Origin of the sequence: Paenibacillus sp. FSL R7-0331, from assembly GCF_000758645.1 — a bacterium.
GTDB lineage: Bacteria > Bacillota > Bacilli > Paenibacillales > Paenibacillaceae > Paenibacillus_AQ > Paenibacillus_AQ camerounensis.
Genome location: NZ_CP009284.1, coordinates 6,197,964 through 6,214,957 on the forward strand (window position 1 = coordinate 6,197,964; position 16,994 = coordinate 6,214,957).

At 50.8% G+C, this 16,994-nt stretch carries 17 protein-coding genes; 2 read left to right on the top strand and 15 right to left on the bottom strand.

All coding sequences use genetic code 11. The features are described from left to right. Window positions 1-19 precede the first annotated feature (19 nt). The 3 genes from R70331_RS26970 to R70331_RS26980 all read right to left on the bottom strand — a co-directional run bounded on the left by R70331_RS26970 (window position 20) and on the right by R70331_RS26980 (window position 3,708). Complete coding sequence (locus R70331_RS26970) at window positions 20-1,561, bottom strand: response regulator transcription factor (RefSeq protein ID WP_042180979.1); 1,542 nt, start codon at window positions 1,559-1,561, stop codon at window positions 20-22. A 218-nt stretch (window positions 1,562-1,779) separates the two neighbouring features. After that, window positions 1,780-2,394: a sugar O-acetyltransferase gene (locus R70331_RS26975; protein ID WP_042180981.1), complete on the bottom strand. Its 615-nt coding sequence runs from the start codon at window positions 2,392-2,394 to the stop codon at window positions 1,780-1,782. 12 nt (window positions 2,395-2,406) lie between these two features. After that, window positions 2,407-3,708 (bottom strand): alpha-glucosidase/alpha-galactosidase, encoded by a 1,302-nt coding sequence (locus tag R70331_RS26980; RefSeq protein WP_042180984.1) that lies wholly within the window; start codon window positions 3,706-3,708, stop codon window positions 2,407-2,409. A 164-nt stretch (window positions 3,709-3,872) separates the two neighbouring features. On the opposite strand from R70331_RS26980, the gene R70331_RS26985 reads away from it, so the two are divergent. Further along, window positions 3,873-4,757 (top strand): AraC family transcriptional regulator, encoded by an 885-nt coding sequence (locus R70331_RS26985; protein ID WP_042180986.1) that lies wholly within the window; start codon window positions 3,873-3,875, stop codon window positions 4,755-4,757. 82 nt (window positions 4,758-4,839) lie between these two features. On the opposite strand, the gene R70331_RS26990 is transcribed toward R70331_RS26985, so the two are convergent. From R70331_RS26990 to R70331_RS27005, 4 genes are all read right to left on the bottom strand, one after another. Continuing rightward, window positions 4,840-5,409 (bottom strand): histidine phosphatase family protein, encoded by a 570-nt coding sequence (locus R70331_RS26990; protein WP_042180987.1) that lies wholly within the window; start codon window positions 5,407-5,409, stop codon window positions 4,840-4,842. Window positions 5,410-5,715: 306 nt separating this feature from the next. Then, window positions 5,716-6,780, bottom strand: a complete 1,065-nt coding sequence (locus R70331_RS26995) for a suppressor of fused domain protein (protein ID WP_042180990.1) — start codon at window positions 6,778-6,780, stop codon at window positions 5,716-5,718. Window positions 6,781-6,889: 109 nt separating this feature from the next. Continuing rightward, window positions 6,890-7,243, bottom strand: a complete 354-nt coding sequence (locus R70331_RS27000) for a hypothetical protein (RefSeq protein ID WP_042180992.1) — start codon at window positions 7,241-7,243, stop codon at window positions 6,890-6,892. Continuing rightward, window positions 7,240-7,749, bottom strand: coding sequence for a DUF1572 family protein (locus R70331_RS27005; protein WP_042180995.1), 510 nt, complete (start codon window positions 7,747-7,749; stop codon window positions 7,240-7,242). The genes R70331_RS27000 and R70331_RS27005 overlap by 4 nt, the downstream gene beginning before the upstream one ends. 102 nt (window positions 7,750-7,851) lie before the next feature. Between R70331_RS27005 and R70331_RS27010 the strand changes: the two genes are divergently transcribed. Beyond that, entirely contained in the window at window positions 7,852-8,676 is an 825-nt protein-coding gene (locus tag R70331_RS27010; RefSeq protein ID WP_042180997.1) for a DUF2785 domain-containing protein, read from the top strand. 47 nt (window positions 8,677-8,723) lie between these two features. On the opposite strand, the gene R70331_RS27015 is transcribed toward R70331_RS27010, so the two are convergent. From R70331_RS27015 to R70331_RS27045, 8 genes are all read right to left on the bottom strand, one after another. Further along, window positions 8,724-11,063: a histidine kinase gene (locus R70331_RS27015; RefSeq protein ID WP_042180999.1), complete on the bottom strand. Its 2,340-nt coding sequence runs from the start codon at window positions 11,061-11,063 to the stop codon at window positions 8,724-8,726. A gap of 4 nt (window positions 11,064-11,067) precedes the next feature. Further along, window positions 11,068-11,706: a potassium-transporting ATPase subunit KdpC gene (gene kdpC, locus R70331_RS27020; RefSeq protein WP_081947766.1), complete on the bottom strand. Its 639-nt coding sequence runs from the start codon at window positions 11,704-11,706 to the stop codon at window positions 11,068-11,070. 27 nt (window positions 11,707-11,733) lie between these two features. Further along, window positions 11,734-13,767 carry a potassium-transporting ATPase subunit KdpB gene (kdpB, locus tag R70331_RS27025; protein WP_042181001.1) on the bottom strand — a complete coding sequence of 678 codons (2,034 nt, stop codon included), beginning with the start codon at window positions 13,765-13,767 and terminating at the stop codon, window positions 11,734-11,736. A 15-nt stretch (window positions 13,768-13,782) separates the two neighbouring features. Beyond that, window positions 13,783-15,459, bottom strand: a complete 1,677-nt coding sequence (gene kdpA, locus R70331_RS27030) for a potassium-transporting ATPase subunit KdpA (protein WP_042181003.1) — start codon at window positions 15,457-15,459, stop codon at window positions 13,783-13,785. Between the two features lie 39 nt (window positions 15,460-15,498). Then, complete coding sequence (kdpF, locus tag R70331_RS32560) at window positions 15,499-15,576, bottom strand: K(+)-transporting ATPase subunit F (protein ID WP_081947897.1); 78 nt, start codon at window positions 15,574-15,576, stop codon at window positions 15,499-15,501. 298 nt (window positions 15,577-15,874) lie between these two features. Continuing rightward, on the bottom strand, window positions 15,875-16,189 hold the full coding sequence (locus R70331_RS27035) for a DUF1048 domain-containing protein (RefSeq protein WP_042181004.1): 315 nt from the start codon (window positions 16,187-16,189) through the stop codon (window positions 15,875-15,877). Window positions 16,190-16,198: 9 nt separating this feature from the next. Continuing rightward, window positions 16,199-16,546 (bottom strand): DUF1048 domain-containing protein, encoded by a 348-nt coding sequence (locus R70331_RS27040; RefSeq protein ID WP_042181006.1) that lies wholly within the window; start codon window positions 16,544-16,546, stop codon window positions 16,199-16,201. Then, on the bottom strand, window positions 16,543-16,851 hold the full coding sequence (locus R70331_RS27045; protein ID WP_269322361.1) for a PadR family transcriptional regulator: 309 nt from the start codon (window positions 16,849-16,851) through the stop codon (window positions 16,543-16,545). The genes R70331_RS27040 and R70331_RS27045 overlap by 4 nt, the downstream gene beginning before the upstream one ends. Between the last annotated feature and the right edge of the window lie 143 nt (window positions 16,852-16,994).

The following is a 16,994-nucleotide window of genomic DNA, read 5'->3' on the forward strand; positions in this document are numbered from 1 at the left end:
ACTCCTTCCTGCTGCTGCATTATCCCTTCCGGTACTGGCTTGGCGATACCGCCATCAGCTTGCGGAATACTCTGGTGAAATAGCTGTGGTCAGAGTAGCCGACAAGGCTGCTGATTTCGGAAATGGACAGGTCCGGACTCTCCTTTAGCAGCAGACAGGCCTTTTCGATCCGTGCCCGGTTCAAATATTCATTGAAGCCCTCTTTGTTATGCAGTGCAAAGTAATTAGATAAATAAGACGGATTAAAATGAAACTCCTTAGCCACCTCGGTCAAGGTAATCTGGCGTGAATAATTCTCGTCGATGTACAGCAGAATCTTCTGCATGGCCGGTGTTCCGCCGCGGTTCTTCATGAAGCATTCTGTTGCATCCTGCAGGAACTGTATCAGCCGCGCCTCTGTCTCACCGATATGCCGGGCTTCGTGAATGGAGCGGAAATACTCATACTTGCTCTCATCCAGCGCCTTGGCTTCATAATGAAAATGCAGCAGCATCCCGATGACCTGAAAAATGCTGTGGCACAGGAAGGACTTGAACTCGGACACTCCCGTATCGCGGCGGCCGGACATTGAGGATACATAGGCACTCAGCCGGGCAAACGCCTGGTCGAATTCCTGCCGGTTAAGCTCTGCTGCAAAGGCCTCCTGGTCAAATGCCGCCCCCTGCTGCACCTCTCCGCCGCTATCAACCAGGAGCGAACGCTCCGGCAGGAAGAACCGGTGGTCCAGCAGCTTCATCAGCTCCTGCGAGTAGACCGTATGCAGCTCCTCAAGGTCCGTAAGGCTGCGGCTTACCGCCAGACTCTGAAACATATGGGCTCTGATACCGGCAGCAAAAACCTGCTCTGCCATACGAATCAGCGCTTCCCGCCCATCATCATTCAGATTAAACAGCAGCCGCACATGCCCCTCTACTGTGGACAGCCTCCGGAAGACCAGCGGCATTCCGCCGCTCTGCAGCAGCGAACGGATACTATTCTCCAGCCATTCTTCCTTACGGCCTACGGATGCCGGCTCCTCTCCGGTTTCGGCAATGACCAGCGCAAAGTCCGCATACGGAAAGATGCCCTGAAGCACCGCAGCCTCATACTCCACCGGATAGCCGGATATCAGCTTGTCCAGAATATAGTCGGCAGACTGCCGCTTGTCATTCCTCCAATCCACCTGCTGCAGCACGGGAATCCGCTGCGCGGTTTTCTTGAGCACTGCAAGCAGCGATGCCGCGTCCAGTCTCGGCTTCAGAATATAATCGGCCACCCCGCTCTGGAATGTCGAGCGCACATATTCGAACTCGCTGAAGCTGCTCAGCACAATGACTTCAATCTCCGGGTACATGCCCTTGACTAGCCGGATCAGCTCCTCCCCGTCCATCACCGGCATCACAATATCTGTCAGGATAATATGCGGCCGCTGCGACTCAATCAGCTCAAACGCCTCACGGCCGTTGGATGCCTCCCCGACGATATGAAAGCCTTCCCCCTCCCAGTCCAGCAGGTGAATAATCCCCTGCCGCACCAGCATCTCATCGTCCACCACTACGATTTTGCAGAACGTTGTTTCCATGGCTTCTCCTTTTTGGAACAAAAGTGCGACAAAAAACAAAATGAAACCCGCTTAGATAAAGGGGTTCCATCTTACATAAATAGGTTAGCTATCGGAATGTGAAACAGCTTTCATAATATGCTTTAAATTATAGGGATACGGTGGGGGAGATGTCAATTGAGCTTAATAGCAAAAAGACCGCGCCTCCGCACGGTCCCCGGCTTCACACGATCCTGTTCCTACACCAAATCCTCCCTAACAATCCGCCGCCCCTGAAAATAAAACTGCTCATCCTGTTCATTAATCTCATGCAGCACCTTGCACGGATTACCGACTGCCACGACGTTGGACGGAATATCCTTGGTTACGATACTGCCTGCACCAATCACCGTATTATCGCCGATTGTAATACCCGGGAGAATGATGACGCCGGCACCAATCCAGCAGTTTGTCCCAATCGTAACGGATGCATTATATTGATATGCCTGTTCACGCAGTTCAGGAAGGATGGGATGTCCGGCTGTGGCTACAGTCACGTTCGGGCCGAACATCGTGTAATCCCCGACGTATATATGGGTATCATCCACCATCGTCAGATTGAAGTTCGCATATATATTTTTGCCAAAATGGACATGTCTCCCGCCCCAGTTCGCATGAAACGGAGGTTCGATGTAGCAGTTCTCGCCGATCTCCGCAAACATTCCCTTCAGCATCGCCATTCTTTTAGCATATTCACTTGGCCGGGTGCGGTTGAAATCATACAGCTGTTCGAGGCAATGCGTCTGTGCTTTCATCAGCTCTTCATCTCCGGGCAGGTACAGGCTTACATCATGAAGCTTGTCTTCCATACTCATGTCACAATCCCCTTAGTTGAATTTAGGCAGCCAGCTGCCGTGGGCCTCAATTAGATCATCACATAGCGCCACAATATCATCCAACGACAGCTCGGCAGCCGTGTGCGGATCAAGCATCGCCGCATGGTAGATTTGCTCTTTTTTGCCGGTTCTGGCGGCCTCTATTGTTAATAGCTGGGTGTTGATATTCGTTCTGTTCAGTGCAGCCAGCTGCGGCGGAAGGTCACCGACATAGGTAGGGCTAATCCCATTCCGGTTAACAAGACATGGAACCTCGACGCAGGCCTCATCCGGAAGATTCGTGATTAACCCGGTATTCAGCACATTCCCGCCGATCGTGTAAGGGACATCCGTCTCAATGGCTTCAAGGATATAGGATGCGTATTCATGCGACCGCTGATGCTCCAGGTTAACATCTCCCACAAGCTCATCTCTCATCTTCGTCCAGTTACTGATCTGCTCGCGGCAGCGGCGCGGATATTCATCCAGCGGAATGTTCAACTGGTCAATCAGCTCCGGGTAATTTCTCTTGATAAAATAAGGATGATACTCCGCACTGTGCTCAGAAGATTCAGTAACATAGTAGCCGAATTTATTCATCAGCTCGAACCGGACCATGTCGGAGTGCTTGCCTGCCTTCTGTTTCTCTTGGGCTCTACTCTTGATCTCAGGATACAGATCGACCCCGTCACGCGAAACCTCCAGCAGCCAGGCCATGTGGTTAATGCCGGCAATCCTTGATTTAACTCCCGTATCATCCATCCCCAGCGATTTGAAAAGCTCCGGCACACACACCTGCACGCTATGGCATAACCCGACCGTCTGCACTCCGGCATACCGGCTCATATAGTTGGTCAGCACAGCCATCGGATTGGTGTAATTCAGGAACAGCACATCCGGGCATACCTCGCGGATATCCGCTGCGAACTCGTCCAGCACAGGAATGGTCCGCAGATTCCGGAAAATTCCGCCGATCCCGATCGTATCCGCAATAGTCTGACGCAGCCCGTATTTCTTGGGGATTTCAAAATCGGTAATGGTACACGGATCGTACCCGCCGACCTGAATGGCATTGATGGCATACTTGGCTCCGCGCAGTGCTTCTTTCCGGTCTGAATATGCCTTTATGTTGCATCTGCTTCCAGAAGTCTTGCGGATGTTGTTAAGCATAATTTCCGAGTCGCGCAGCCGCTCGGGATTAATATCGAACAGGGCAATCTCAAAATCCTGCAGTGCCGGCGTGAGCAGACAGTCACCCAGGACATTTTTAGCGAAAACAGTGCTTCCAGCTCCTAAAAATACAATTTTACTCATCAAGTATACGCTCCTTTTGTTCATTACCCTTTGAGTTGATAATGATTTGTATATCCCTTACTATAAAATCACAGCGGCAAAATAGGCATGGAACATTGCCACCTCTACATGGAGATTTGTAGTATCATATATTTTCATACTTTTCAATAACCAGGAGCGCTATAATGGAAAACCCGGAACATTATGAGTACAGGATACAGATTAATCCCTACTTATTGAATGCGGATCTGAATATAACCTTTGCCGGTGCTGCCAGGCCCGAGCCAGGTCATAAAATCGGCCCAGCCGTCCATCCTTACATCCTGATTCATACAGTAGAAAGCGGGTACGGCACCTTTGTCTGGCAAGGGAAGAGCTACCGACTTGGTCAGGGCGATACCTTTGTTATTTTTCCCGGTGTATTATTTAGCTACCAGGCAGATCATGCCGAGCCCTGGAGCTACTGCTGGGTAGCTGTTCAAGGCCCGCAGGCTTTAGAATTGCTAAAAAAAACCGGGGTTAGCACTACAGACCCCATTGTCAGAGGCGCTGATACGGAACATCTGGTGAGCCTCTATGAAACCATCGAGCGGGTGCTGGAGCAGCAGTTAGGTGAAGCTGTAACGGCCTTGACTACGGACGGCTGGTTCCGCATCCTTCTGGCCGAATTCGCCCGTCTGAATGCCTATAAGCTGCGTTACTCCTCAGCTGAAGCCTTAACCGACTCTGAACGTGTAGTGGAGCAGGCAATCCGCTGGTTCCAGACCCAGTACATGCTGCCGGTCTCAATTGAACAATTAGCAGCCTCCTTCGGCTATCACCGGACCCATTTCACCAAAGTATTCAAGCAGCTGACCAGCCTCTCCCCCAAGCAATATATTAATCAGGTGCGCATGGAACGGGCCAAGGAGCTATTAAGGACAAACCTAAGCATCGAACAGGTGGGTAACTCCTGCGGCTTCACCGATCCCCTGTATTTCTCCAAGCAGTTTAAGCACTGGACCGGAGAGTCGCCAAGCCGGTTTCGGGAGGGATTACGGCGGGGAGTAGACGGGGAAAATACGAAATAAGCCTGATTAGACCGCTACAGGTTCTAATCAGGCTTGGATCAGGCATTTGCGGATTGTGGGGCAGTAGCTGGTTAGAGTAATACTAATAACTCTGTTCACTCCACTCTCTCGTTATCCTATTTAACTGCAGAATGGTGAACTCCGCCTTATAAATATCTGGCATAGATGCAGACTGCCAGAAGTCAAAACCATAAAACGGATCGAAATCATTCAGGAGAAGTGTCATTATATCTCCGTGCGTTCCGATTACGATGCTGTCTCCGGCATGTTGGTTGAGCAGCTGCTCTACTACCCGGACAGCACGTTTCTGTGCCGCTGCAGAAGACTCTCCCCCCGGAAAAGAAAATGTGAAGTCCTGATAGACTGCGCGTTTAGCTTCATAAAAGCCGGTACCGGATATATCCCCGATTGTCCTCTCCCTAAGGTCATCGATAAGCTGTATAGTCTGTTTTCGTTCCTCCGCCAGCGGCCTAATCGTCGAGATTGCCCGTGCGTACGGGCTGGAGTAAAAATGATCACATTTTTCATTATGCAGAATTAGCTTTACTCTTTCCGCATCCTGCTGCCCTTTAGGCGAAAGGCCTCTTTCTAGCTCCTTCCCCGCCATATATGGAGATTCAGCATGACGGATAAGATAAAGAATGGTGTTCAAGGTTACTCCTCCCGGTGCCTTGGCAGAATTCGTTAATGTTTGATCGTGCCAGCCAGTTTAGCTGCAGTTTGTGCAATTAAAGCCAGTGTAAAATTGAATTTTCACCGTTTAAGTGTATTTCGTGCAACTATAATGAGGCAAACGGCGGCATTCAGCGCTTTTTCTTAAAAATAAGTGTACAAAATACATTTAAATGCTATTTATACAAAAAAACAGGTGTTTGAGTTGTACAAAGTACACTTAAAACACCTTCTAGCTATTGAGCACCTGCGGTATTCTGCCCAATCTGTTCTTTCAGACTAGTTCTCAGCCGATCGTTTCCACAACCTGACCATCCTGATCCTTAATGTACGTTTTATTTACTCTTACAATCAGCCCTTTGTCAGAGGATAGCTTATACTCACCCTCTACAGGCAGAAGTATCGCTGACAGCTCCCGGACAGCAGCCTCGCTTAGACCAATCCGTATAGACTGTTCCCCTTGCTCGAAGACGGTCTCCGGCGCAGGCTCAAGTATGACCCGCAGCTTCTGGCTGATTAAGGCCAGCTCCTTGCCCTTCGACAGGCGGGCGCTCAGGAGTCTGGCTACCATCTCGGCCTGCTTTGCGCCCATAGTGAGGATAGCCGGCGCTTTCCCGAATAACCGGCTCTTGCCGGGCTCCCATTCCAGCTGGTCCACATAGAAAAAGCCTGTGCTGGACCCGTCACGCTCAATCCCTTGCCGCAGCAGATCCCTTATAGCGGGAACCAGCAGCAGCGAATCACGCAAGAGATCAGTAATATAGCAGGGAAGCTCTTCCTCTGCCGCATGCAGAAAAGCGTTCGTATTCCACGTAGTCATAGCCTCCAGCTCATCCGCTGTAATTCCCACCATTTGCAGAAACTCCACACGTCCGTTAGGCGTATCAATGGCCGGAAGCTCCGGATCATCCGTAAAGGCTAGCGCCGTCAGCTTAGTGTCTGCCTCCAGACAGATTGGGCCGTTCGCGTCCAGATAGTGGCCGGATGCAAAGATATTGCCGCTTGAAAATACATACCTCGCCATATTTTGCAGGAGATTCAGCGCCCAGGCTGGGGGCTCCTCCTCATCCGCAGTGCGTACCAGCCGGAACGTCAGCTCAAAGCCGTAGCCGCTGTATTCCGGATCACTGGACTCTTTGGCATACAGCTCCGAGAAACCATACGTTACAAAATGCCAATGGGGATAAGGCTTCTCCGTCTTATACGCACTAATCCCCCGAAGTGGGTCCTTGCCTCCCAGGCCATATGGGATGAGGGTACCGTAATGCTTGGGCTCCTGCTCTCCATACAATCTGTTCATCTGAACATCAATGGCATCCCAGCCGCTTGCTTCAACTTCTTCCTGGCTCATGCTGCTTCCTCCCGAAAATCAAAAGTTATGTATTTCCAACATTACCCTTATAGCACTTTTATTAAGCAGTAGCTCCGGCCTTATCGTGTGGGTGTCACTCCTTCAGATATCATTCAAGGTCCAGCTTTGCTAAATCCAAGGCTACGGCTACCTTTATCTGATTAATTTTGCTGAGCCTACTATGTAGTCTCTCTATTGGATAAACATCAACTATCGGAGCTATCGAGTAATCGTAGCAGTCTAGCTCAATCGTAGTGACAGCGTCTATATCGACAAGAAAAGTAATAATATCTTCCCCTTGTTCAGGTATCCAGTATAAGATATAAGCTGTTTGCATATCTGGGAAGGTCTCTCTTAAAACATTCAAAAATCTCAGCATGGATTTGTCATTGAATAGACTGTTCTTTGAGGCCTGCAATTCTTTTCTAAAAGCCTGCTCAGTCAGGGTCCCTCTAAGTTTCATGTGTAATCCCACACCAGCTGGCCTTTTCTAATTTTGGCGGCATAAATAATCTGCCCTGTGTGAAAATGAATCTCCCGGAACATCGCCATCATAAGATTCAAGGCTGTCGTCTCGTTATCCACCTGACTGTATGTAAGAGGCGGTCGATGAAGGAAGGGCTGTGACATCAGCAGCTCAGGAGTAGCTTTTAGAAGCTCAAGATACTGTATAAGAATATCAAAGGCGTCTCTTGTTTTGACAAGCGCTTGCTCTTTAGTCATCTGCAGCCCTTTTTCAAATTCCTTATCCCGGTCCCTCGTATCTGAAATATCTAGCAGAATAGTTTCAATACGTGAGTGCACCGCACCGCTGATGTGAGCAACCAGATTGGCAATGCTGTTACTTTCAGGTGATGGCCTACAAACAATGTCTTCTTCATTCAGCTGTTCGATTGCCTGGAGCGTCCATTTCCTCTCTGCCCTAAACTTAATTAACATACTTTCAACAAGCTCTAAAGCGATTTCCATTTCACACCTCCAGTACATATTGTATCAGCTTATCCCAGTATCTTATAGTAGAGGAAGAAGATATCTGCCATAGCAGAATAAACTTTAGCAGGAGTATGTACTATGCAATTAAAGCAACGATTAATTTCGATAAAAGAGAACGGCTACCAGGCACCTCCCGATGCTTACGGACTGGTACAGGAAATGATACATCACATCGGCTCGGTGGATGCAGAGCTGCGGGATGAGCTGATCTATGAAACCTTGTCACAATGGATTCCCGGAAACGTCCTGACTGTAGGAGAACTGAATCAGCTCCTCCCTATTCTTTTAGATGAAGAGCATCTGATGTTTAAGCTGGGGGAGGCCGGCACAGACTCTGTCTTCACCCGTTCTTTCTCTATGCTTGTAATCCCGCTGGTCTTTACCCGGCACAAGGAATCCCCGTTTCTCTTACAAGAGCAAATTCATCAGATCAAAGAGAGTGTATGTAACAGCCTGCGCAAGGAACGGGATTACCGCGGATATGACGAGTCAAAGGGCTGGGCTCATGCCATCGCGCATGGAGCAGATGCATTAGACGAGCTGGCTCAATGCTCCGGGCTGGATGGGAGCGATCTTTCAACAATCCTTAGCCTCGTCCACGAAAAGATAACTATAACAGACCGGATATACGCCGATGGGGAGGATGAACGGTTAGTACGGCCTATTGTTAGTGTGCTGAACCGTAACCTGCTCAGCCGGGCAGCTGTGGAGCAATGGATTCGCAGCTTCGCTGATGTGGAGAAAAGCCCCGAGTTCCTGCCTGCCTTCAGGCAAAGAGTTAATATCAAGAATTTTCTGAAAAGCTTATATTTTCGCGTTAAATACTACAAGCTGCATGATGATCTCTGCCCCGCTATTGAGCAGACCTTGTATACAGTGGAACCGGTCTACTATACACGATAAGTAACCCCTGGTCCGGCAGCAGCAATAGGGCTTCCTCATGGAAACCCTTATTGCACTTTATCCACATCCACCATGTCCGGGTCAAAATCAGCGACTATCAGCATATCCATATGACGGGCGTTCCGTAGCAGATAGTGTACGGCACTTTCTTTAAAAAGCCTGTACCAGAGCGGCTTGCGCGAGTATCCGACGATAAGCTGTGTGGTCTGAACCTCATTCATTCTTGTGAGCAAACCGCGATGGACTCTGCGCCGGCCGTTCGTTTCAGCAGCCTCCATCCTGCCGCCGAGCCGTTCAGTCAGATGGCGCAGCGCATCCAGCCGCTTCTGCTCCTGCTGCGTCTTCTGCGCACCGCAATGCACATAATGCACGAACCATTCCGCCTTCAGGCGGTAGGCAATACGGAAGCCCCGGCGGATCAGCCTCTCTGAACGGGGGCCGAGGTCCACACAGACAAAGATCACCTCACGCCTGCCCCACGACCCCCGCAAGGAACCGTCACGGTCCCATGCCTCCAGCCTTTCATCCACATCATCGGCAAGCTCACGGAGTGCCAGCTCTCTTAAGGCGATCAGATTGCCTATTTTGAAAAAAGAGGCCAGTGCCTGATTCACCTTTTCCAGCGCATATATCTTCCCTGCCCGCATCCGTTCCTGCAGCATTGTGGGCGTTACGTCAATGAGCTCAACTTCATCCGCCATCTGCAGAACAGCATCGGGAACAGTCTCCCTCACCCGGACGCCTGTCAGCTGCTCCACCGAGTCGTTCAGGCTTTCAAGATGCTGGACATTTACAGTCGTAATGACAGAAATACCGCTGTCCAGTAACCGGAGCACATCCTCAAACCGCTTCTTTGTCCGGCTTCCCGGCACGTTCGTATGGGCCAGCTCATCCACTAATACAACCTCAGGATGACGTTCGATAATAGCATCGGTGTCCATTTCCTCCAGCCCAGTACTCTGATAACTGATCCTGGCCCGGGGAAGAACAGACAGCTCACCCACCTGCCGGATCGTTTCCTTCCTGCCATGTGTCTCCAGAAGGCCGATTACAACATCTATCCCTTTTTTAAGCAAAATATTGCCCTCTTGCAGCATTTTATAGGTCTTTCCCACACCCGGTGCAGCTCCAATGTATACCTTGAACGTGCCCCGGCGGATGGTTTCAATTCTTTGCTTAATTTCTGTACTGCTCAGCCGGTGAAAAGATTCTTCTGCTCCTTTGGGCTTAGCTTTAACGGGAAGAATGCGTTCTCCCTCCTGCTCGGCACGGTCAGCCATTAGAAATACATCGATATTCCTTGTTCTTCCCAGCACTCTATTTCCGATAGAGCCCTGCCAGAATTCCTGCCAGCGGTTTTTATTGGAGTGGCCCATGATGATCCTTGTCACCTTATTTTGGGTCGCATAACGAACTAACATGGAGGGCAGCTTGCGCCGATGCGGCAGCAGGATCTCCTCAAACCTGGCATCCACTTTCTTCACCAGCTTTTGAATCGAGCGTCTGAACACCTGCTGATCCTTCGTCAGCTTCTGATTGGACACAATAAAGGTTACCACCTGCAGATCACCGTTCAGCCGCTTGGCAATCTGCTGGCCTCTGCGGACATAGAGCGAGCCGTTCCAATGATACTGTGCCGATACCAGAATCCGCTCGGTCGCACCGGAAGGGCCGATAAGCCCTTGCTCCGCCCGGTATTTTTCAAGGGAATCGTTGACTCCTTCTGCCACCAGTCTAAGGGATATTTCACGGAGCACTCCAAGATTGCCGTGGTGTGACAGGGCAGGATGCAGCTGGTCGCCCAGTATCCCTTCACTGATCCGGTTCAGAATCGTTTCCGGCGACACGTCAATCAATCTGACCTCATCCGCCAGCTCCAGCGTGTGGAGTGGTACGGTCTCCTCAGCACGCAGACCTGTTTTCTCATAGATAATCATGGCGACTCCAGCCAGCTCATACACATTGATCGTTGTAATGATGCTGATCCCCTGCTCCATTAAATAACGGATATCCTCCAGCCTGGTCGGAAAACGTGCCCCGCTGCGGTTACGGTGAGCCAATCCGTCTACCAGCACCACCTCAGGGTTCCGTTCGATTAATGCCGTAAGGGGCAGGTCCTTCTGCTCCTTGCCGTCCTTCTGCCAGCGGATGCTGGGCACCCGTTCCAGGTCAAGCGACTGCTCTATCGTATCCGCCCGCTGCATGGTCGAGACTGCACTGATGACTACATCGATCCCCTGCTGCTTCAGAAGCTTTCCTTCATGCAGCATCTGATACGTTTTACCCGAGCCGCTGACAGAGCCGATTATGATCTTAAGCCTTCCGGCGTGCAGGCGCGAGATCGAGTCCAGGATTTCCTCCGGTGTTTTGCGTTTGTACGGCGCCATATTTTCACTTTTCCAGTACAGCCATATTCAGCTTCAGGACATTAACACGCTTCTCACCGAACAATCCAAGATCGCGATCCTCCGTATACTCTGCGACCAGTGCCTCAAGCTGCTCCGCCGGGATGCCCGTCAGGTTACTGATCCGGGGAATCTGCACGGCTGCTGCCGCCGGAGAGATATGCGGGTCCAGACCCGAGCCTGAATTGGTGATCAGATCTGCCGGAAGCTCAGCAATAGGCACCTCCGGGTTATCCGCCTTCCATTGATTAATAGAGTCGCTCGTACGCTGCAGCATATCCGGATTGGACGGTCCGTAGTTATTCGAGCCGGAACCTGCGGCGTTATATTCAATGCTGGACACACGGCCATGGAACAATGCCGGATTTGTAAAGCTCTGTCCGATCAGCTCGGAGCCGACCACCTGGCCTGCACTGTTCTTCAGCAGGCTCCCGTTTGCCTGGGACGGCATAAACGTCTGCGCAATAGCTGTGGAAGCCAGCGGATACGCAATTCCGCAGATAATAATAAAGATGGCGCTTAGCCGGATTACACTGAAAATAAAGGAAGCTTTTGATACATGCCCATCTCCATGCTCATAATCCTCTTCTTGTACATTTATATGTTCACTGCCCACTTTTCTCATCCTCTCTGTCACCCGAGTGCATGTAAATTAGATCCAGATGCTGACCACCATATCAATCAGCTTAATACCGAGAAACGGTACAACAACTCCCCCGAGGCCATAGATAAAAATATTTTGCCGCAGCAGCTTAATCGAGCTCATCGGTTTATACGATACACCCTTCATCGCCAGCGGAATGAGCAGCGGAATAATAACCGCATTAAAGACCAGCGCCGAGAGGATTGCCGAGCTTGGAGAGCCCAGGCCCATGATGTTCAGTACATTCATCTCCGGAATAGCCAGTGTAAACATCGCAGGAATGATGGCAAAATATTTGGCAATATCATTCGCAATACTGAAGGTTGTCAGGGCTCCGCGTGTCATCAGCAGCTGTTTGCCGATGGATACAACCTCAATGATCTTGGACGGATCTGAATCCAGATCGACCATATTAGCCGCTTCTTTAGCCGCAGAAGTCCCGCTATTCATGGCAAGCCCTACATCCGCCTGCGCCAGGGCCGGCGCATCATTGGTACCGTCTCCGGTCATCGCAACCAGCTTGCCCTCTCTCTGTTCACGGCGGATGACTTCAATTTTATCCTCTGTTGTGCTTTCAGCGATGAAGCCGTCCACTCCCGCCTCGGCGGCAATGGTTGCAGCGGTGAGCGGGTTATCCCCGGTGCACATGATGGTCTTGATACCCATTTTGCGCAGCTCATCAAAGCGCTCCTTCATCCCCGGCTTAACGGTATCCTTAAGATAAATAAGCCCATAGATCCGGTTGTCCACCGCTACAGCAAGCGGAGTCCCGCCCTTACCGGCAATACTACTCGAGCCCTGCTCCAGATTATCCGGTATAGATCCGCCCTGTGAAGCAACCCAGCGTTTAATGGAATCTACCGCTCCCTTGCGGACCTTCCGGCCATCCTTCAGATCCATCCCGCTCATCCGTGTCTCGGCACGGAATTCGATGAATTCTCCGCCTGCTTCCAGACCGGGATCATAGCTGTAGCCTAGCCTTTTGACCAGCTCAATGACAGAGCGTCCCTCCGGCGTTTCATCCTTGACCGAGCTGATTGCCGCCCAGACGGCCAGCTCCTCTGACGTCTCCCTGCCTGCGGGAATCAGTTCACTGGCCATCCGGTTACCGAAGGTAATTGTACCTGTCTTATCGAGAATCATCGTATTGATGTCCCCGGCGGCCTCGACCGCTTTTCCCGACATGGCAAGGACGTTGAACTGGGTGACCCGGTCCATCCCCGCAATCCCGATCGCAGACAGCAGGCCGCCGATGGTTGTTGGAATCAGACAGACCAGCAGGGCGATCAGCACCGGAATATCAAGCTCAATCTCCAGGTAGGCCGCGATAGGACGCAGTGTCACTACCACAATCAGAAAGATAATCGTAAGGCTGATCAGGAGCGTATTCAGGGCAATTTCATTCGGTGTTTTCTGGCGCCTCGCTCCCTCCACCAGGGAGATCATCCGGTCAAGAAAGGATTCCCCGGGATCACTTGTAATGCGCACCTTAATTTCATCGCTGACTACTCTAGTTCCTCCAGTGACGGAGTTGAAGTCCCCGCCCGCTTCTTTAATGACCGGAGCCGATTCTCCTGTTATAGCTGATTCGTCAACAGAAGCCAGCCCTTCAATAACTTCACCATCGCCGGGAATCAGCTCGCCTTGGCTGACTATCACAACATCCCCTTTTTTAAGCTCAGAGGAAGGCACGATCTTGACCGCCCCGGCTGTCAGCTTATTGGCGGAGATCTCCTGCTTGGTTTTTTTGAGCGTATCCGCCTGCGCCTTCCCGCGTCCTTCTGCCAGCGCTTCTGCGAAGTTCGCGAACAATACGGTAAACAGCAGGATGAAGAACACTGTAATATTGAATCCTACCGTATCCCGGGCATTGAAATAGCCGGGGGCCAGGATCATCAGCAGGACGATAAACGTTCCGAGCTCTACAACGAACATGACCGGATTTTTAATCAGGGTCACGGGATTTAATTTCATGAAGCTTTCCTTAAGCGCATTTTGCAGGATCGGTCCTGTCAGCAGCTTCTTTTTTGGCACAGTACTCATTCTATTCTCGCTCCTCTACCGTAGAGTCAAATATTCTGCAACCGGACCAAGCACAATGACCGGAAGGAAGGTCAACGCGCCGATAATCAGTACCGTACCGATCAGGATACCTGTAAACAAACCGTTATCGGTACGGAACGTGCCGATGGTTTCGGGCACTGCCTTTTTACGTATCATGGAGCCGGCAACCGCCAGCATTGCAATAATCGATACATAGCGTCCAAGCAGCATAACAACCCCGGTTGTCATGTTCCAGAAGGAGGTATTATCAGCCAAGCCTTCAAAGCCTGAGCCGTTATTGGCAGCCGAGGAGGTGTACTCATACAAGACCTGGGTTAGCCCGTGGAAGCCCGGATTTGAAATTGAGCCATGTCCCAAGGCTGTAAGAAATGCCCCTGCAGTCGGCACAAGAATAATCAGCGGATGAATCAGGATGGCGATGGCAATCAGCTTCATCTCCCTGGCTTCGATCTTCCGTCCAAGAAACTCCGGTGTTCTGCCGACCATCAGCCCGCATAAGAACACGCCCAGAATCGCATACATCAGCATGTTAATCAGCCCGACACCCTTGCCGCCGAATACGTTGTTCAGCATCATCAGCGCAAGCGGAGTTATCCCTCCCAGCGGGGTTAGCGTATCATGCATATTGTTAACACTGCCTGTGGTAGCAGCGGTTGTTACCGTAGTGAACAGTGCAGACTGGGCGATGCCGAAGCGGACCTCCTTACCTTCCATGCTGCCCTGTGAGGCATCAATCCCCATGGCATTAATGGCCAGATTCCCCTGCGATTCCGCATAATAGTTCAGACTGAGCAGCAGTACGAATAAGGTCATCATGGCGCTGAAGATCATCCAGCCCTGGCGTTTATTGCGGGCGAATCTGCCGTACATGTAAGGAAGTGAAGCCGGCAGAAGCCACATCGACAGAATTTCGATAACATTGGTCAGCGGACTTGGATTCTCAAAAGGATGGGCCGAATTTGCCCCGAAGAAGCCGCCGCCGTTCGTACCGATATGCTTGATGGATTCCAGCGAAGCAACCGGGCCGACAGCAATCTGCTGGGTTTGCCCTTCAAGCGTTGTGACCTCTAGTGTCGGCTTCAAGGTTTGCGGCACCTGCAGCCCAATCAGAAGCAGGGTTACCAGCAAGGCCAGCGGAATAAAGACCCGGGTATGTGCTTTGACAAAATCCTCAAAGAAGTTCCCCAGCGACTTGCGGCCGGTTATCCCTCTGACAAAAGCAACCGCTACAGAAAACCCGCCCGCCGCCGAGGTGAACATCAGCATGGTCATGACTGCCATCTGCGAGAAGTAGGAGACTCCAGTTTCCCCGCTGTAATGCTGCAGGTTGGTATTGGTTATAAAGCTGATTACCGTGTTAAAAGCCAGCGTCTGCTCCATCTTGCCGATCCCGCCAGGATTAAGCGGCAGTGCCCCCTGGAGACGCAGGATCAGATAGCCGAAGGCCACCAGTACGATATTGGTGGTCAAAAAGCTGACCGCGTATCTTTTCCATGACATACCTTCGCGCTTACTGAGTCCGCCGAGCCTGAAAATCCCCCGTTCCATCCCTCCGAATATCCGGTCTGTGCGGTTCGGCTCATTAGAGAATACATGATACAGATAGGTTCCTGCCGGTTTTACCAGCAGCACCAGTATGGCGATAACAATGACGATTTGCAGAATACCCACGAATGCCCCTCCTTAAAATGAATTGCTCTCTCGTAACACTTAAAACTTTTCCGGGTGAATCAGGGCATATATCAGATAGAGAAACAGCAGTACAGTTGCCGCTATAACAACGTTCATCGCTTCGTCCCTCCTTGATCATCAACAACCTGTCCGCACCATTGTACGAATGCATACATCAGCGTGAACAATATAGCGAGTGCTGCCACCATATACACATCTGTCATTGCCTTTACCGCCTCTCTCCTCTTTTGTAATCAGATTAACATCCCGGCCATTAGATCAGGATTAGAGTATCAGCAGGTCAGTTAAGATTGCGTTAAGAAGCTTATGCACAACAAAAAAGCCGTCAAGGTTACCCTTGCGGCCGTGTGGACTGATTATTTAGGGAGATAGCGTTCCTTGGGAAGTCACCCCTTCACTTTTTTTGATCCAGAAATTCCTGATAAAGATCAGCATACGTTTTGGAATCCTTGATCAGCTCGTCGCAGAAGGCCGCTACATCCCGTCCGGTCACATCAAGCACATATTTTCCACCAGCCGCTCCCTCTTCAAAAAGGTCCACAATACCAGACAGCAATTCCGTCCCTTCGCTCAGCTCCACCGGGCCAACCTTAATGAGATATCTTTGGATCTCCTTATACACAATCTGATAATCCTGCGGCATCGCTTTGACACGTGCCATGTGTGCCCGCCACTCTTTTCTGCCTTCGATCATATCCTGGATTCTCATTTTAGCCTCCTATTTGCCCAATTTTCGGGCAATATTATTGTTGAGCTGCGCCCGCCATTTATCACGGTAGGTCGGTGTGCCTTCATCACCGGCAACTGCCAGACAGAAGCCTTTAATATCCCCGCCCAATGCCTCCCCGACACTCTGGCCTTCTGCCGCCGTCTCTTCAAGCAGTCCAAGCACCCCGTCAAAAACAGGCATCAGATTACGGCCGGTAAAGTCCGAATGCGCCCAAAGATTCGTATTAATCTGCTCCCAGGCCGCCTGGTAATCCGCCGGGAGCTTTTGGACCCGCTGCTCAAAGGCTTGAAACTCTTTTTTCATATCGCTGCCGGTAACTTTTTTCCAAAAGTTCATATTCTCTGCTCCTTTAACTCGTTAATTTTTGAGGATACGAACGCCCACTTTGCCCAGATCCGCTGCAGCTCTTCCCGCCCTGCATCGTTAATCGCAAAAAATTTCCGCGGCGGCCCCATATCAGAGGGCTTCTTGGTCGTCTCCACCAGCTTGTTTTTCTCAAGCCGTACCAAGATCGTATACACTGTTCCTTCCACAACATCTGAGAAGCCGAGGGCATTCAGCTGCCGGGTAATTTCATATCCGTACGTTTCTTTACGGCTTATAATCTCCAGAACACAGCCCTCCAGCACGCCTTTGAGCATTTCCGTCAAGTTCTCCAATATATTCACCTCTTACTATTCTGTATGACTGGTATGCAGTGTCACTTACTACATCTATAAAGTATCACAGAGTAGTGGGGTTCGTCAAGGGCACAACGAGCAAAAACCCGCATACGCTGCGGGTT

Excerpts from the sequence above, each read along its gene's own strand:
- kdpF (WP_081947897.1), bottom strand. The coding sequence starts at position 15,576 with ATGAACGTTGTTATAGCGGCAACTGTACTGCTGTTTCTCTATCTGATA.
- R70331_RS27000 (WP_042180992.1), bottom strand. The coding sequence starts at position 7,243 with ATGAAACTTAGAGGGACCCTGACTGAGCAGGCTTTTAGAAAAGAATTG.
- R70331_RS26980 (WP_042180984.1), bottom strand. The coding sequence starts at position 3,708 with ATGAGTAAAATTGTATTTTTAGGAGCTGGAAGCACTGTTTTCGCTAAA.
- R70331_RS27005 (WP_042180995.1), bottom strand. The coding sequence starts at position 7,749 with ATGGAAATCGCTTTAGAGCTTGTTGAAAGTATGTTAATTAAGTTTAGG.
- R70331_RS26975 (WP_042180981.1), bottom strand. The coding sequence starts at position 2,394 with ATGAGTATGGAAGACAAGCTTCATGATGTAAGCCTGTACCTGCCCGGA.
- R70331_RS26970 (WP_042180979.1), bottom strand. The coding sequence starts at position 1,561 with ATGGAAACAACGTTCTGCAAAATCGTAGTGGTGGACGATGAGATGCTG.
- R70331_RS27015 (WP_042180999.1), bottom strand. The coding sequence starts at position 11,063 with ATGGCGCCGTACAAACGCAAAACACCGGAGGAAATCCTGGACTCGATC.
- kdpB (WP_042181001.1), bottom strand. The coding sequence starts at position 13,767 with ATGAGTACTGTGCCAAAAAAGAAGCTGCTGACAGGACCGATCCTGCAA.
- R70331_RS26985 (WP_042180986.1), top strand. The coding sequence starts at position 3,873 with ATGGAAAACCCGGAACATTATGAGTACAGGATACAGATTAATCCCTAC.
- R70331_RS26995 (WP_042180990.1), bottom strand. The coding sequence starts at position 6,780 with ATGAGCCAGGAAGAAGTTGAAGCAAGCGGCTGGGATGCCATTGATGTT.
- kdpC (WP_081947766.1), bottom strand. The coding sequence starts at position 11,706 with ATGAGAAAAGTGGGCAGTGAACATATAAATGTACAAGAAGAGGATTAT.
- R70331_RS27045 (WP_269322361.1), bottom strand. The coding sequence starts at position 16,851 with ATGCTCAAAGGCGTGCTGGAGGGCTGTGTTCTGGAGATTATAAGCCGT.
- R70331_RS27010 (WP_042180997.1), top strand. The coding sequence starts at position 7,852 with ATGCAATTAAAGCAACGATTAATTTCGATAAAAGAGAACGGCTACCAG.
- R70331_RS27040 (WP_042181006.1), bottom strand. The coding sequence starts at position 16,546 with ATGAACTTTTGGAAAAAAGTTACCGGCAGCGATATGAAAAAAGAGTTT.
- R70331_RS27035 (WP_042181004.1), bottom strand. The coding sequence starts at position 16,189 with ATGAGAATCCAGGATATGATCGAAGGCAGAAAAGAGTGGCGGGCACAC.